This window comes from Bradyrhizobium sp. NC92 (assembly GCF_025200865.1).
Classification (GTDB): Bacteria; Pseudomonadota; Alphaproteobacteria; order Rhizobiales; family Xanthobacteraceae; genus Bradyrhizobium.
Window position 1 is genome coordinate 449975 of sequence record NZ_CP104171.1, and the last position, 15581, is coordinate 465555.

Sequence of the window (15581 nt, forward strand, 5' to 3'; positions counted from 1 at the left end):
CCGGGCTTGACCCGGCCATCCACGTCTTGGTGGCCCCGAAAGAACGTGGATGCCCGGGACGAGCCCGGGCATGACGAAAGAAGCCTACCCGCCCACGACCAGATCGTCCCGATGGATCATCTCGGCGCGGCCGCTGATGCCGAGGATGGTCATCACGTCAGGGGAGGAGCGGCCCTTGATCCGCTCGGCATCGTCAGCGTCATAGGCGATCAGGCCGCGGCCGACCTCGCTGCCGTCGGGGCCGCGCACGATCACGGCATCGCCGCGGGCGAACTGGCCCTCGACCTTGATCACGCCGGCCGGCAGCAGGCTGGCGCCGGCGCGCAACGCGGTCACGGCGCCGGCATCGATCGTCAGCGTGCCCTTCGGCTCCAGCGTCCCTGCGATCCAGCGTTTGCGCGAGGTGATGGGATTGGCAGGCGTCAGGAACCAGGTGCAGCGGCCGCCATCGGCGATCGCCTGCAAGGGATGCTCGATCTTGCCGGAGGCGATCAGCATGTGCGTGCCGCCGGTCGTCGCGATCTTGGCCGCCTCGACCTTGGTGCGCATGCCGCCGCGCGACAGCTCGGACTCGGCATCGCCCGCCACCGCCTCGATCTCCGAGGAGATGCTGTCGACGACGGGGATGAGCTTTGCGTTCGGGTTGTTCTTCGGCGGCGCGTCGTAGAGCCCGTCGATGTCGGACAGCAGCACGAGCAGATCGGCGCTCGCCATGGTCGCGACGCGCGCGGCGAGGCGATCGTTGTCGCCGTAGCGGATCTCGGTGGTCGCCACCGTGTCGTTCTCGTTGATCACGGGGATGGCGCGCCATTCCAGCAGCTTGCCGATGGTGGAGCGCGCGTTGAGATAGCGGCGGCGCTCCTCGGTGTCCTGCAGCGTCACCAGGATCTGGCCGGCGCCGATACCGTGCGCCCCGAGCACTTCCGACCAGATCCGCGCCAGCGCGATCTGGCCGACAGCGGCAGCGGCCTGGCTCTCTTCCAGCTTCAGCGGGCCGCGCGGCAATTTCAGCCGGCTGCGGCCGAGCGCGATCGAGCCCGAGGAGACGACCAGGACGTCGCGCCCTTCCTTGTGCAGCTTGGCCATGTCGTCGGCGAGCGCGGCGAGCCAGGACGCCCGCACCTCGCCCTTGTCCGAATCGACCAGCAGCGCGGAGCCGACCTTGACGACGATGCGGCGGAATTGACTGAGTTCGGGGCTGGCCATGTGCGTATGTATGTTGGCGCGCTTTGGGCGATCTGCTCTGCATTGGAAACGGCGGAGCGACAGGCGGCGCCGATGAGCCCTGCTTTTGCAGCAGGATGGTGACCGGCGCAAGGCAGCCGGCATGATAAACGGCGCATGTCGGCCTTGTGCCAGGCCTCCGCCTGGCTCTAACTGCGCTCAACGATAATGGGGCCGAGAGAGGAAACGCATGGATCGCCGCAAATTCATGGCCGGATGTCTTAAAGGATATCTTGGGCTGCCGCTGTTGGCGCAGGCGGGCGGGTCTCGAGCGCAGGCCGGGCTCACGAAAATCATCTTCCCGTTCGCGGCGGGAGCCGGCGGCGACACGCTGTGCCGGCTGCTCGCGCAGGAAATGGCGCCGGTGCTGCAACGGACCGTCTTGGTCGAGAATCGCACCGGTGGCGACGGCCTGATCGGCATCAAGGCGGTGAAGAGTGCGAGCCCCGACGGCAGCATGGTGCTGGTGACGACCGGGCCGACCATGTACCTGCTGCCAATGGTGGAGAAAACACCGAGCTTCGACACCGCGAATGATTTCGTGCCGGTGTCGCTGCTGGCGCGCTTCGAATTTGCGCTGGTGATCAACCCGGCGGTCGAAGCCGTCGATTTCAAGAGCTTCGTGACGTGGCTCAAGGCGCATCCCGACAAGACCTCGTTCGGCGTGCCGAGCAACGGCACGATCCCGCATTTCATGGGCTCCAAGCTCGAGAGGGACCTCGGCATTCCGCTGACCCGCGTGCCCTATCGCGGCAGCGCGCCCATCCTCAACGATCTCGTCGGCGGCCACGTCTCGTTCGGCATCACCACGCTCGCGGACGCGCTGCCGCAGCATCGCGCCAAGGGCGTGAAGATCATCGCGGTGTCGAGCGCGGAGCGTTCACCGTTCGCGCCTGACGTGCCGACGCTGAAGGAAAGCGGCATCGATCTCGTTGCGGATGCCTGGTACGGCATGTGGCTTCCCGCCGGCAGCCCGCCAGAGTTTGCGAGCAAGCTCGGCGCGGCCGCGAGCGCGACGCTTGCCAAGCCCGAGGTGAAGGAGAAACTGACGGCGATCGGCTTGATACCGGTCGGCAGCGATGCGGACGGGCTATCCAAGGAGCTCGCCGCGAACACCGCGCTGTGGCAGCCGATCGTCAAGGCGACGGGATACAAGATCGAGAATTGAGGTCTCTCCTCCCGTCATTGCGAGGAGCTCTTGCGACGAAGCAATCCAGAATCTCTCCGCGGAAGCAATCTGGATTGCTTCGCTGCGCTCGCAATGACGGTGTGGATCGATTCGCGGTCGTATGTTAATACAGACCGCGGTGGGTCTACATCTTCGTGCGCTGCGCGATCCCGTCCTTGATCGCGGCAAGCTCCGCTTCATCCCAGATGCCGATCAAAACGCCGTTCTTCACCTGGAGCTGATTGTCCGCATAGGCGGCGATCTTCTCGCGTGGTGTCGTGATGTGATCGTTCGGATGCAGCGCCCAGTCGAACAGCTCGGCCTGCAGCCGCGCGATGATGCCGGCGCAACCAGGATCGTCGCCGCGATCAACGTACTCGTCCGGATCGGTTTCGAGATCGTACAGCATGGGGCGGAAGCCGGAGGCGTGGATGTATTTCCAGCGGCCGTCGAACACCATGAACAGGCGGCAGCGCTCGATCGGCTGGTTCAGCTTCAGCCGCACGTCCTGCATGGAATAGTCGTATTCGGAGAACGCCACCTTGCGCCAATCCGGCGGCGTTGGCCCGCGCAGCAGCGGCAGCAGCGAACGTCCTTCGAGAATGTGGCCCGGCACCTGGCCGCCGAAATAATCGACGAAGGTCGGCGCAAGATCGATCGCCTCGACCAGCGCATCGCTGCGCGTGCCGCGCGTGGCGTCGGCCTCCCGGGAGGGATCGATGATGATCAGCGGAATCTTCGCCGACTGTTCGTGGAACAGATCCTTCTCGCCCATCCAGTGATCACCGAGATAATCGCCGTGATCGGACGTGAACACGATCATGGTGGTGTCCAGCAGGCCGCGCTCACCTAAGAACTTCATCAGCACGCCCATCTGGTCGTCGATCTGGGTGATCAGGCCCATATAGGTCGGGATCACCTTCTCGCGGGCCTCGTCGCGCGCCATGTTGCAGGAGTAGCGCATGTCCATATATGCGCCGAACACCGGGTGCGGATTCTGCCGCTCGCGCATAGAGCGGATCGCCGGGATCATGTCATCGGTCGAATACATGCTGGCATAGGGCTCGGGCGCGATATAGGGCCAGTGCGGCTTGATGTAGGACAGATGCAGGCACCACGGCCGGCCGTCGGTCTCGGCCTCGCCGATGAAGTCCATCGCGCGCCGCGTCATGTAAGGCGTCTCGGAATGCTCGTCCGGCACGCGCGCGGCCTTGTCGGCGTGCACCAGCAGCCAGCCGTTCTGCAAGCTGCCATCCTCGGCAGCGCCGGAATTGGCCCAATGCTCCCAGGGATTGGTGGCTTCAAAGCCGTGCTTTCGCAGATACTCATCGTATTTCGGGCGCGGCCGCCCGGTCGGATGTAGGCCGTCGTCGCGTTCATACGGCTCGAAGCCGCATTCGGCGACATGCACGCCGATCATGGATTCCGGCGGGATGCCGAGCGCCTTCATGCCTTCGATATCAGGGGCCATGTGGGTCTTACCGACCAGCACGTTGCGCACGCCGATTGTCTTGAGATGATCACCGAGCGTGGGCTCGCCGACCCGCAGCGGCCAGCCGTTCCAGTGCGAGCCGTGCGATCGCATGTAGCGGCCGGTGTAGAACGACATCCGCGACGGGCCGCAGATCGGCGATTGCACATAGGCCTTCGTGAACAGCACGCCGCGCTTCGCCATGGCGTCGATGTTCGGCGTCTTCAGTTTGGGATGGCCGGTGCAGCCGAGATAATCGTAGCGAAGCTGGTCGCACATGATCCAGAGAACGTTCTTCGCGCGCGCCATGCTTTGCCCCCGCTGTTTTTTAATGCTGCGCTATCGGAGCCGCGATGACAACCTCTCCCATAGGGAGAGGTCGGCGCGCAGCGCCGGGTGAGGGGTTACGCTCTTTCGTGGGACCCGAGCCCCCTCACCCGATTTGCTGCGCAAATCGACCTCTCCCCGTTGGGGAGAGGTTTTGAGAGAGCGTCGCCCTATTAGGCCGACCACGGCTCCGCTTCGGCCGCGCTCTTCGCCTTCGCAGACACCGGGCTCTCGCCGATCACATCGGCCAGCGCGCGCAACGCTTCCTTGACGCCCTGGCCGGTGGCGCCGGAAATCAGCAGCGGCGTCTTCTTGGCGGCGCGCTTCAGCCGGTCCTTCTGCTTCTTCAGTTCGTCCGGCTCGACCGCGTCGATCTTGTTCAGCGCGACGATCTCGATCTTGTCGGTGAGCTGGCCGCCATAGGCATCGAGCTCCTTGCGCACCGTCTTGTAGGCCTTGCCGGCATGCTCGCTTGTTGCGTCGATCAGGTGCAAGAGCACGCGGCAGCGCTCGACATGGCCGAGGAAGCGGTCGCCGAGGCCGGTGCCTTCATGGGCGCCTTCGATCAGGCCAGGAATGTCGGCGAGCACGAACTCGCGTCCGTCGGCATTCACGACGCCGAGCTGCGGATGCAGCGTGGTGAAGGGGTAGTCGGCGATCTTCGGCCGCGCCGCGCTGACCTTCGACAGGAAGGTCGATTTGCCGGCATTGGGCATGCCGACCAGGCCGGCATCGGCGATCAGTTTCAGCCGCAGCCAGATCCAGCGCTCCTCGCCGGGCTGGCCGGGATTGGCGTTGCGCGGGGCGCGGTTGGTCGACGATTTGAAATGCGCATTGCCGAAGCCGCCATTGCCGCCCTCAGCCAGCACGAACTTCTCGCCGACCTTGGTGAAGTCGTGGATCAGCGTCTCGCGGTCCTCGTCGAAGATCTGCGTGCCCATGGGAACCTTCAGCACGATGTTCTTGCCGTTGGCGCCATGGCGGTCCGAGCCCATGCCGTTCTCGCCCTTCTGGGCCTTGAAGTGCTGCTGGTAGCGGTAGTCGATCAGCGTGTTGAGGCCGTCGGCGACCTCGATGATGACATTGCCGCCGCGGCCGCCATTGCCGCCGGAGGGACCGCCGAATTCGATGAACTTCTCGCGGCGGAACGCCACGCAGCCGTTCCCGCCGTCACCGGAGCGGATATAGACCTTTGCTTCGTCGAGGAATTTCATGGGCCATAGGTAGGCCAGCCGGCCCCCTCCGGCAACCCGAACACCCTGCGAATCGGCCGAATTTCTGGCGATTCTGCCCCTTGCTTAACCGGCCGGCCGCCGCCGGATCAGGAATTTCTGCAGTCCCTCCAGCACCAGCTCCTTGCGCTGGTTGAACACGGTGCTGCGAAGCGCCACCGTGCCGGTCGAGCGCCCCGGCACAAGCTCGGTGACTTCGAGCGCCGGATAAAGGGTGTCGTCGGCGAACACGGGTTTCAGAAAGCGGCTCGATTGCTCGAGGAAGCCGACCAGCGATTCCTCGACCAGGAACGGAAACAGGCCGGCGCCCGGCGCGGTGTGGATCAGGGTCTGGAAGCCGTGGGCGAGCAGATGCGGCATGCCGCGGGCGCGGCAATATTCCACGTCATAGTGCACGGGATGGGTGTCGCCGCTCGCGGTCTGGAATGCGGCGAACACAGCCGAGGTCTGGGTGCGGCTCGGCAGCACGAAGCGTTCGCCGACGACGAAATCCTCAAACCAGCGTTGCGTCGGGATCATGCGATGCCGGGCCGGATCGAAATCGGTCATGGCTTAGCTCTCTTCTTGGCTCTCAAGTCGATGTGGCCCGTATCGCTACCGCGCTGCGAAGAGTGCGACAATCCGTTCAATTCGGCGGTAGTGGGCTTGTCCCGGCGGCTCACGTCATTAAAACGACCGCAAGCGACACTATTCGCCATGATTTCCGCGCTCTCTCCCCGTCATTGCGAGCGCAGCGAAGCAATCCAGACTGCCGCTGCGGAGACAGTCTGGATTGCTTCGCTTCGCTCGCAATGACGCTTCCCACGAACGACCGCAATGCCCCTCTTCAAGAATCTCTCCGCCTATGACGATCGCTCCGCGCGCCTGGCCGGCATCGGGCTCATGGTGCTGTCGATCTTCATGTTCTCGTTCGGCGATGCCATGGGCAAGTTCCTGGTCGGGACCTATTCGGTGGGGCAGCTCCTGTTCCTGCGCGCCTGCGCGGCGCTGCTGCTGCTGTCGCCCCTGATCTGGAAGCAGCGCGACCTGTTCCTGCATCTGGAGCGGCCGGGCCTGCAGCTGGTTCGCGTCGTGCTGTCGACGCTGGAAGTCGCGGCCTTCTTTCTCGCAACCGTCTATCTGCCGCTCGCCGACGTCATCACCTATTATCTCGCAGGTCCGATCTTCGTCACCGCAATGTCGGCGATCTTTCTGGGCGAGAAGGTCGGCTGGCGGCGCTGGACCGCGATCCTGATCGGCTTTTGCGGCGTCTTGATCGCGCTGCGTCCGTCGGCGCAGACGGTCAGCCTGCCGGCGCTGATCGCGCTCGGCGGCAGCCTCTCCTTCGCAACCCTGATGCTGATCACGCGCAGCCTGCGCAAGACGCCCGACATCGTGATGGCGTCCTCGCAATTCATCGGCACGTTTTCGCTGGGGGCGGTGCTGTCGGCGTTCCACTGGGTGCCGCCGACGCCTGGCAGCCTCGTGATCTTCGCGCTTGCCGGATGCGTCTCGGTGACCGCGCTGTTCTGCGTCAACCGCTCGCTCAAGCTCGCGCCGGCCAGCGTCGTGGTGCCCTATCAATATTCGATGATCGTCTGGGCGGTGATCTTCGGCTTCGTCGTGTTCGGCGACGTGCCACAGGTCGCAACACTCGTCGGCGCCGCCATCATCATCGGCGCCGGGTTCTATATCTATCTGCGCGAGCGCGATTTGGGACGTCTCGGCGACGAAGTGAATCCGCCGGCGTAACTCTTACCCTCCCCTGGAGGGGGAGGGTCGATCGCGCGAAGCGCGAGCGGGGTGGGGCGATCTCTCCACTCGGGGACTGCTTCCGCTGAGAGACTGTCACCCCACCCCGTCTCACATTTCGCTGCGCTCAATGTGAGCCGACCCTCCCCCTCCAGGGGAGGGTAAGCTACCGCACCCGTCTTGCACTGCTCCAGCTCTTCAGCGAGGCCCACACCCCGCGGGAGAGGCGGAAGCAGTCGACGGGCGTCGAGGAGCCCAGCGCCAGGAAGCGGTGCAGCTGCACGCCGCTCCATTGGAAGCCGCACTTCTCCAGCACCTTGCGCGAGGCCGGATTGGTGACGCGCGCGCCGGCGTAGAGATGCTCGTCCTCGAACTCCTCGAAGAAGAAGTCGATCGCGCCGCGCGCGGCCTCGGTGGCAAAGCCCTGGCCCCAATGCTCGACGCCGAGCCAGTAGCCGAGCTCGGCATTGCCGGGCCTGGAGCAATCGATGCCGACCATGCCGACCGGCCCGCTGTCGTGCTCGATCAGGAATACGGTCTCAGCTCCGAGCTCGGCGGTGGCGCGGATGAAGTCGGCGGCGTCGTCCTGCGAATAGGGATGCGGCAGGCGGCGGGTGTTCTCGGCGACACGGCGGTCGTTGGCGAGCCGGGCGATGGTCCTGACGTCGGCCAGCGAAGGCCGCCGCAAGGTCAGCCGTTCGGTGGCGACGACGCTGGGTCTCGCCTCGGCCAAGGTCACGCTCGAAAAATCCTGCAACATGTCCGGCTCCGTGAAAGTCACTAATGCAAAGTGAGCAACGAAAAGGGGAGGCCGGTTTCCCGCCTCCCCTTGGAGCCTTCGATCTGTTGGGATCTTCAGGACTCCGCCGGTTCAGTCGGGACCGGCGGACTCCGTTTTTGTCCACCGTCTATTCAGCAGCCTCGGCAATCGGGAGCACCGATACGAAGGTGCGGCCGTTGGCTTTGGCCTGGAACGCAACGCGGCCCTCGATCTTGGCGAACAGAGTATGATCCGTACCCATGCCGACATTGAGGCCGGGATGCCACGTTGTGCCGCGCTGACGCGCAATGATGTTGCCGGGCGTGACGATCTCGCCGCCGAACGCCTTGATACCGAGGCGCTTGCCCTTGGAATCGCGACCGTTGCGCGATGAACCGCCTGCTTTTTTGTGAGCCATGGCTCGTCTCCGAAATCCTGCGTAGTTCTAGGTCAATTCCTTGACGGAATCATTTCAAAATTTCTCACGCTTCAATTCGTGAATTGGCGTGATCGATTTCCGTTACTCGGCGGCTTCCGCTGCCGGCGCCACCTTCTCCTTCTTCGGACGCGGGCCCTTGGTGGGCTTGGCGCCGTCGGTCAGGATCTCGCTGATGCGCAGCACGGTGATCTCGTCGCGATAGCCGCGCTTGCGGCGCGAATTCTTGCGGCGGCGCTTCTTGAAGGCGATGACCTTGGGGCCGCGCTTGTGGTCGAGCACCTCGACCGCAACGGACGCGCCTGCGACCGTCGGAACGCCCAGCACCGGCGTGTCGCCGCCGACCACCAGAACTTCATTCAACTGCACGATCGAGCCGACTTCGCCTTCGATCTTGCCAACTTCGAGAACATCATCCGGCACGACGCGGTATTGCTTGCCGCCGGTTTTGATGACTGCGAACATCGTTCTTTCTCCGTGTTCAATCCCGGCCTCGGGACGTCTTCGTCCGGGTCGGCTTTTTGTCAGTCGCTATGGGTTTATCTGCGTTTTGCGCGGGTGGGTTTTATCCCTTTGAAAACCCACGCAAAAACAAGCGGCGCGAGAAACGCCCCGCGCCGGCTGTGGGACTTATAGCCGCGATCCGCCCAGAGTCAAGGAAAACTGGGCGAAAACCGCCCGGATTTGAAGGATTTGGCGAGAGTTGCAGCGCGTGGGCTGAATCTGCCGCCGGCTTGCAACCAACGGGTTCCCACCCCGTTGTGTCCTCGCAAATCGGACACGCGGGCAAGGGCTTATCATGGCGACGGACGAACTGGTCAAGACGACGGGCATCGCCCAGCACGGCGCGAGCCGCCTGCCGTCGGTCGATGTCGACAGCTTTAACATCGAGATCAAGGACGAGGACGGGTTTCTCGGCGACCGCGCCTCTAAGGGCGCCTTTCGCGAGATCCTCGAACAATGGCGCAAGCCCTTACGCAAGAGCGGCGAGGATCCGTTCGGCGACGAGCCCTCCGACAAGATCAGCAAGAAGCTCCTGGATGCCGTTCTGGTCGGCGACGATACCGAGGCCACCGCCGTCGTGCACAGCGCGATCGAGGACTTTGCCCAGGAGCTCGCCTACGTCACGCGGCGATTCCTCAAGACCAAGGCCTGGGCCAAGACCGAATGCATCGTGGTCGGGGGCGGCTTTCGCGCCTCTAGGCTCGGCGAGATCGCCATTGCCCGGGCCGAGATCATCCTGAAATCGGAGGGCTTCAAGGTCGACCTGGTGCCGATCCGCTTCGACCCTGACGATGCCGGCCTGATCGGAGCCTTGCACCTCGCGCCGTCCTGGATCTTCGAGGCCTATGACAGCATCCTCGCCGTCGATATCGGCGGCACCAACATCCGCTGCGGCATCGTCGAGACCCGCTGGAAGAAGGCGCCCGATCTGTCCAAGGCGATCGTCTTCAAATCCGAGCTGTGGCGCCACGCCGACGACGAGCCGAGCCGCGAAGCCGCCGTGAAGCGGCTGGTCAAGATGCTGCAAGGCCTCGTCGAGGACGCCGCGGCCGAAGGCTTCAAGCTCGCACCCTTCATCGGCATCGCCTGTCCCGGCGTGATCAACGCGGACGGCTCGATCGAGAAGGGCGCGCAGAACCTCCCCGGCAATTGGGAAAGCAGCAAGTTCAACCTGCCGGCGAGCCTGGTCGAGGCCATTCCAGAGATCGGCGAGCACGACACCGCGGTCCTGATGCACAATGACGGCGTCGTTCAGGGCCTCTCCGAGGTGCCGTTCATGCAGCACGTCCAGCGTTGGGGCGTGCTCACCATCGGCACCGGCCTCGGCAACGCGCGCTTCACCAATCGCCGCAAGGAGAACGGCAACGGCAAGGACCGGGATTCCACGGAGAGCGGGAAGAAAAAGAGCAAGAACGACAAGGAGTAACCTTGACTGGTTAGGTTAAGGAACGGATTGCGTTGCGGGAAACCCGCCGCCCGCTAGGGTCTAGCCGTCGCTTCCACTCGGCCGGCGAAGCCGCCCTTCACGGCCAGTATTTCAATGAGCGGCACGGGACCGCCAGTGTTTACCGCGTCTGGCGGTCCCACCCCATTTTTTCCGAACATTGGCATTTGAGAGTTTTCGCTGCTGCCATCCTTCGAGACGCCCGCCTTGGGCGGGCTCCTCAGGATGAGGGCGGAGTGCGTGGCTGCAGCTTCAACGGGCACTGACGCTGATGAGCCTCATCCTGAGGAGGCGCGTAAGCGCCGTCTCGAAGGACGAGGCGTGCGCGCAGGCCGCCGCACCAGGTCCATCGCTGCCCGAGTTCGGCCTTCTTGCGCCTCAACTCCACCCCACACGCTGAAAGAACGCCGCGATCTCGCTTGCCGCGCGATCCGGATCTTCCCGATGCGGGAAGTGGCCGACATCGGGAAACATCTTCAGATCGAGATCGCTGAAGGTCTCGGACAGCCGATCCGTCCACGAATAAGGAAACAGCGGATCGTGCTCGGCCCAGCGCACGCAGGTCGGCACCGCGATCGGCGGCAGGTGGGGCGCTTCGCCCTTCATCATCGCGACCCGCCCTTCATGCGAGGCGCGGTAATGCGCAAAGCCGCCGGCGAGGTTGCCGTCTTTCAGGAAATTGTCGGTGAAGGCCTCCAGCACGTCGTCGAAGGCGCCTCTCCGGTGCGCCCAGCCTTTGAGGAAATGGCCGATATAAAGCCGGCAGCTCTCCCGGCTCGCACCGACGAGCTGTGGCGCCATCTCCATCTGGTGAAAGGACTGGTACCAGATGTGGTTGAGCCGATCGGGTGCCCCCATCCGCGGCCCGATCCCGGGATAGACGAAATCGAAGAAGAACAGCCCGGCGAATCGCGCCGGCGCCAGCCGGGCCAGCGGCTGCATGACCGCGCCGCCGACATCGTGGCCGACGACGCCGAATCGGTCGAAACCAAGCGCGTCCATCAGCGCCAGCATGTCGGCGGCATGGCCGTCCGGCCCGTAAGGCCCATCCGGCTTGTCGCTGTCGCCGAAGCCGCGCAGATCGGGCGCGATAAGCGTGAACCGGTCCGAAAGCCGCGATATGACCGGCTCCCAGGTCAGCCAGAATTCCGGCCAGCCATGCAGCAAAAGCAGCGGTTTGCCTCTTCCGGCGCGTACCACGTGGAAATCGGCGCCATTGGCCGTGACGGTCAGGTGCTCCATGGCGGTTCCTTTCGCGCTTAGAGGCCAATCGGACGACAAATGGGCCGACAAGGGCTGAAACAGGCAGCGGATTTTCCCCTTTCGCGCCTTGTCTGGCCCGCCATCCTCGCTTATGAACGCCCCCAACCACAGGGGCGCCTCGCCTCTATATGGCGCCTTCAGGAGAGGTGGCAGAGTGGTTGAATGCACCGCACTCGAAATGCGGCATAGGTGCAAGCCTATCGGGGGTTCGAATCCCTCCCTCTCCGCCATAGCAACGACGATCCTTCCAAATAGCTCCGCAAAATCAACCTGATGCCGGTGTCGTTCGCCCGGCCAGCACCGCCCGCGCCGTCGCCACGAAGGCCTGCGCCGCCGGCGACACTGTTCGGCCCTGGCGCTGCAGCAGCGACACGGGTCGCGTGAGGGCGGGGCGCACGAGCGGTCTTGCGATCAGTGTCGGGAACTGGTCGGCCGGCAGCATCGTCGCGGGAAGGATCGCGAGACCGAGGCCCTGCGCCGTCATGGCGAGGGCGGTGTTGATCAGGGTCACTTCATAGGTCGGATCGAGGCGCTTGCCCTGCGCGCTCAGGGCCTGATCGATCTGCATGCGGATCCGCGTCTCCCGGCGCATCGCGATGGTCGGCAGTTGCGCCAGCTCGTCCCAGGTGAGGGAGCGACGTGCGGCGAAGTCCGCGGTGCGGCGGCCGATCGCGCTCAGGCGGCCGCTTGTCAGCGTCTCGATCGTCAAGTCCGCGAATTCGCCTTCCACGCTGCCGATCGCGAACTCGGCATCGGTCGTGGCCAGCCGTGGCACGAGATCGTCGGCGGCAACATCCCGCATGTCGATCTCGATGCCGGGATGGCTGGCGCGGAATTTCGCCAGCACCATGGGCAGCAGCGCCGATGCGGTGCCGGCCGAGGCGAGAAACGCGACGCGGCCGGCGCGGGCCTGCGCGAGGTCGCGCATGCGGCGCGACAGGCCTTGCGCATCGCTCAGCATACGTTCGGCGGCGTGGAACGCCTCGTCGGCAGCCAGCGTCGGCTGCACCAAACGCGTGGAGCGGTCGAACAGCTTGACGCCGAGCTGGGTCTCGAGCTGCTGGATCAACAGGCTCGCCGCCGATTGCGTAATGCCGAGCTCGCGGGCGGCCCGCGTGATGCTGCGCGTCCGGTACACGCCGGTGAAGGCCTCCAATTGGCGCAAGGTGACATTCATCGGAAAAGCTCATGAATTGATGAGTACTTTCCGGCTTATCTCATAAGCCGGCCTGCAATAAAATGCATGATGTGCGGGCGGACAGAATCCGCGGCAAGGATTGGAGCGAGCATGAGAGCGCAAGTGCTGGTGGTGGGCGCCGGGCCCGTCGGATTGACTGCGGCGATGGATCTCGCCTCGCGCGGGATCGACGTCGTCGTCGCGGAAATCCGCCACGCCGGCGATCCGCCCAGCGTCAAGTGCAATCACGTGTCGGCGCGCTCGATGGAGATTTTTCGACGGCTCGGAATTGCCGCCAGGCTGCGCGATGCGGGACTTCCTGCGGACTTTCCCAACGATTGCTCCTATCGGACCACGGCGACCGGGATCGAGCTTTGCCGCATCGACATTCCCTCCCGCGCGCGCCGCTATAGCGCGACGGGCGGCCCCGATACCTGGTGGCCGACGCCCGAGCCGCCGCACCGGATCAACCAGGTCTATCTCGAGCCGATCCTGTTCAGCCATGCCGCCGCGCAGCCGCGCATCAAGATCCTGCCGCGCACCGAAATCACCGACATCGAGCAGCACGATGACCACGTCGTCGCGCTGGCGCGCGATCTCGACAGCGGACATGCGCTCCGCATCGAAGCCAGCTTCGTGATCGGCTGCGACGGCAGCCGATCCCTCGTTCGGAAAGCGATCGGTGCCAGCCTGTCCGGCACGCCGGTGATCCAGCGCGTGCAGTCGACCTTCATCGAGGCCCCGCAACTGAAGGAGTTGATGGGCGCACACAAGCCGGCCTGGATGGTGCTCGCGCTCAATCCGCGCCGCTCCGGCACCATTGTTGCGATCGACGGTCACGACCGCTGGCTGATCCACAATCATCTGAAGTTAGATGAGCCCGAGTTCGATTCGGTCGATCGTGACTGGGCCATCCGCGCCATCCTCGGCGTCGACGCGCGCTTCGAATACCGCGTGCTCAGCAAGGAGGATTGGGTCGGGCGTCGCCTCGTGGCCGATCGCTTCCGCGACCGCAGGGTCTTCATCTGCGGCGACGCCGCGCATCTGTGGATGCCCTATGCCGGCTACGGCATGAATGCGGGCATTGCGGATGCCGTCGATCTCTGCTGGCAATTGGCGGCGCATCTGAACGGCTGGGCGCCGGCTGCGATCCTCGATGCCTATGAGGCGGAGCGCCAGCCCATCACCGAGCAGGTGTCGCGCTTTGCGATGGACCATGCGATGAAGATGATGGCGCAGCGCGGCGGCGTACCTTCGGAGATCGAGGACGACACGCCGCGCGGCCATGCGGCGCGCGCCGCGCTGGCGAGAGCGGCCTATGATCTCAACGTGCAGCAATATTGCTGTGCCGGCCTCAACTTCGGCTATTATTACGATGCCTCGCCGATCATCGCATATGACGGCGAGACGCCGCCGCCCTATGCGATGGGCAGCTTCACGCCCTCCACCGTGCCGGGCGCTCGCGCGCCGCATTTGTTCCTGCGTGACGGACGCTCGCTCTACGACGCCTTCGGCCCCGGCTACACATTGCTGCGGTTCGACCCGGCCATCGATGTGACGCCGCTGCAAGACGCTGCAAAGGAGCGGGGCGTGCCGCTGGCGCTGGTCGACGTTGCGCCGGAGGAGGCGAACGGCGCCTATGCCGAGAAGCTCGTGCTGGCGCGGCCCGACCAGCACATCGCCTGGCGCGGGCAGTCCGCGCCGGAGAACCCGCTGGGCCTGCTGGCACGTATCACTGGCGCTGCGGCGTAAGACGACAAAGGGCGGATGGCCTGGCGGCGCAGCTCGCCAGGTCGGTTTCAAGAACAGCAACGCATGGAGGAGGAGAATGTGTTTCACGTTGCAAGGCGCCGCATCCTGGCCGCGCTGACGGCCGCGGTTTTCGCGATGTTGCCACCGGCCACGGCCCGAGCCGCCTATCCCGAGCAATTGATCAAGGTCATCGTGACGTTCCCGCCCGGCGGCAGCGCCGACACCGTCATCCGCGCGCTCGAGCCGCTGGTCACAGCCGAGCTCAAGCAGAGCCTGGTGATCGAGAACCGCGCCGGCGCCGGCGGCAACATCGGCATGGCCGCGGTCGCGCAGGCGAAGCCGGACGGCTACACGCTCGGCGTGGCGCCGGCAGGCGCGCTGACGGTGAATCCACACCTCAACGCCGCGATGCCGTTCGCGCTGAAGGATCTCGCGCCCATCACCCTGCTCGCGGAAATTCCCTTTGTGCTGGTCGCATCCGCGAATATCCCGGCGCGTAACACCGCGGAGACGATCGCGCTTGCCAAGGCGAGGCCAGGTGCACTGTCGATCGGGCATGGCGGCAACTCGACGGCGATGCATTTGACCGCCGCGCTGTTCACGCAGAAGACCGGAATCGCGATGGAGCTGGTGCCTTATCGGGGGACGGCGCCGGCGGCGGTCGATGTTCTCGCAGGCCATGTCCCCTTCGCGGTGCTGGATATTCCGGCATCGCGGCAGTTGATCCTCGATGGCAAGCTCAACGCCATCGGCGTTTCCTCCGCGCGCCGTCTTTCGTCCCTGCCCGATGTGCCGACGCTGGCCGAGAGCGGCATTGCGGGTTTCGAATCCGTCGGCTGGTTCGGGCTCGTTGCTCCCGCCGGCACGCCTGCGGATGTCATGGGACGGCTGAACGACGCCTTCACCAAAGCGCTGAAGGATCCTGCCGTGGCGGAGAAGATCCGGACACTCGGCGCGGAGCCTGCGCCGACCTCGCCGGAGCAGTTCGGCCGCTTCATTGAGAGCGAGAGCACGAAATGGGGCAAGCTGATCAGCGAGGCCGGCATCAAGGCAAACTAGAGCGGGCTTGAGGGATTGCCGCGGCTCGTTCAC

Annotated in this window: 14 protein-coding genes and 1 tRNA gene; 6 read left to right on the forward strand and 9 right to left on the reverse strand. The window is 64.9% G+C overall.

What is annotated here, in order from left to right; genetic code table 11:
• Positions 1-84: 84 nt before the first annotated feature.
• Entirely contained in the window at positions 85-1206 is a 1122-nt protein-coding gene (proB, locus tag N2602_RS02140) for a glutamate 5-kinase (protein WP_260381604.1), read from the reverse strand.
• 208 nt (positions 1207-1414) lie between these two features.
• Here proB and N2602_RS02145 point away from each other — a divergent pair, with 208 nt between their 5' ends.
• A complete protein-coding gene (locus tag N2602_RS02145; RefSeq protein WP_260381605.1) occupies positions 1415-2392 on the forward strand; it encodes a Bug family tripartite tricarboxylate transporter substrate binding protein in 978 nt (325 codons plus the stop codon).
• A 145-nt stretch (positions 2393-2537) separates the two neighbouring features.
• On the opposite strand, the gene N2602_RS02150 is transcribed toward N2602_RS02145, so the two are convergent.
• The 3 genes from N2602_RS02150 to N2602_RS02160 all read right to left on the reverse strand — a co-directional run bounded on the left by N2602_RS02150 (position 2538) and on the right by N2602_RS02160 (position 5971).
• Complete coding sequence (locus N2602_RS02150; protein ID WP_260381606.1) at positions 2538-4172, reverse strand: alkaline phosphatase family protein; 1635 nt, start codon at positions 4170-4172, stop codon at positions 2538-2540.
• A 191-nt stretch (positions 4173-4363) separates the two neighbouring features.
• Complete coding sequence (obgE, locus tag N2602_RS02155; RefSeq protein ID WP_260381607.1) at positions 4364-5404, reverse strand: GTPase ObgE; 1041 nt, start codon at positions 5402-5404, stop codon at positions 4364-4366.
• Positions 5405-5488: 84 nt separating this feature from the next.
• Entirely contained in the window at positions 5489-5971 is a 483-nt protein-coding gene (locus N2602_RS02160; protein WP_260381608.1) for a MaoC family dehydratase, read from the reverse strand.
• A gap of 267 nt (positions 5972-6238) precedes the next feature.
• On the opposite strand from N2602_RS02160, the gene N2602_RS02165 reads away from it, so the two are divergent.
• Positions 6239-7153 (forward strand): DMT family transporter, encoded by a 915-nt coding sequence (locus N2602_RS02165; RefSeq protein ID WP_260381609.1) that lies wholly within the window; start codon positions 6239-6241, stop codon positions 7151-7153.
• 166 nt (positions 7154-7319) lie between these two features.
• Here N2602_RS02165 and N2602_RS02170 read toward each other — a convergent pair whose 3' ends face one another.
• The 3 genes from N2602_RS02170 to rplU all read right to left on the reverse strand — a co-directional run bounded on the left by N2602_RS02170 (position 7320) and on the right by rplU (position 8814).
• Positions 7320-7913, reverse strand: a complete 594-nt coding sequence (locus N2602_RS02170) for a GNAT family N-acetyltransferase (RefSeq protein ID WP_260381610.1) — start codon at positions 7911-7913, stop codon at positions 7320-7322.
• A 148-nt stretch (positions 7914-8061) separates the two neighbouring features.
• Positions 8062-8331: a 50S ribosomal protein L27 gene (gene rpmA, locus N2602_RS02175; protein ID WP_008538809.1), complete on the reverse strand. Its 270-nt coding sequence runs from the start codon at positions 8329-8331 to the stop codon at positions 8062-8064.
• Between the two features lie 102 nt (positions 8332-8433).
• Positions 8434-8814: a 50S ribosomal protein L21 gene (gene rplU / locus N2602_RS02180; RefSeq protein ID WP_172788806.1), complete on the reverse strand. Its 381-nt coding sequence runs from the start codon at positions 8812-8814 to the stop codon at positions 8434-8436.
• Between the two features lie 334 nt (positions 8815-9148).
• On the opposite strand from rplU, the gene N2602_RS02185 reads away from it, so the two are divergent.
• Positions 9149-10279 (forward strand): ROK family protein, encoded by a 1131-nt coding sequence (locus N2602_RS02185; RefSeq protein ID WP_260381611.1) that lies wholly within the window; start codon positions 9149-9151, stop codon positions 10277-10279.
• Between the two features lie 396 nt (positions 10280-10675).
• On the opposite strand, the gene N2602_RS02190 is transcribed toward N2602_RS02185, so the two are convergent.
• Entirely contained in the window at positions 10676-11539 is an 864-nt protein-coding gene (locus N2602_RS02190; protein WP_260381612.1) for an alpha/beta fold hydrolase, read from the reverse strand.
• A gap of 161 nt (positions 11540-11700) precedes the next feature.
• On the opposite strand from N2602_RS02190, the gene N2602_RS02195 reads away from it, so the two are divergent.
• Positions 11701-11790: transfer RNA gene (locus N2602_RS02195), tRNA-Ser, on the forward strand.
• A gap of 35 nt (positions 11791-11825) precedes the next feature.
• Here N2602_RS02195 and N2602_RS02200 read toward each other — a convergent pair.
• Positions 11826-12737 (reverse strand): LysR family transcriptional regulator, encoded by a 912-nt coding sequence (locus N2602_RS02200; RefSeq protein WP_260381613.1) that lies wholly within the window; start codon positions 12735-12737, stop codon positions 11826-11828.
• A gap of 111 nt (positions 12738-12848) precedes the next feature.
• Between N2602_RS02200 and N2602_RS02205 the strand changes: the two genes are divergently transcribed.
• Together N2602_RS02205 and N2602_RS02210 are read left to right on the forward strand one after the other, a co-directional pair.
• Positions 12849-14489, forward strand: a complete 1641-nt coding sequence (locus tag N2602_RS02205) for an FAD-dependent oxidoreductase (RefSeq protein WP_260381614.1) — start codon at positions 12849-12851, stop codon at positions 14487-14489.
• A 78-nt stretch (positions 14490-14567) separates the two neighbouring features.
• On the forward strand, positions 14568-15548 hold the full coding sequence (locus tag N2602_RS02210) for a tripartite tricarboxylate transporter substrate binding protein (protein ID WP_260381615.1): 981 nt from the start codon (positions 14568-14570) through the stop codon (positions 15546-15548).
• Positions 15549-15581: the final 33 nt, after the last annotated feature.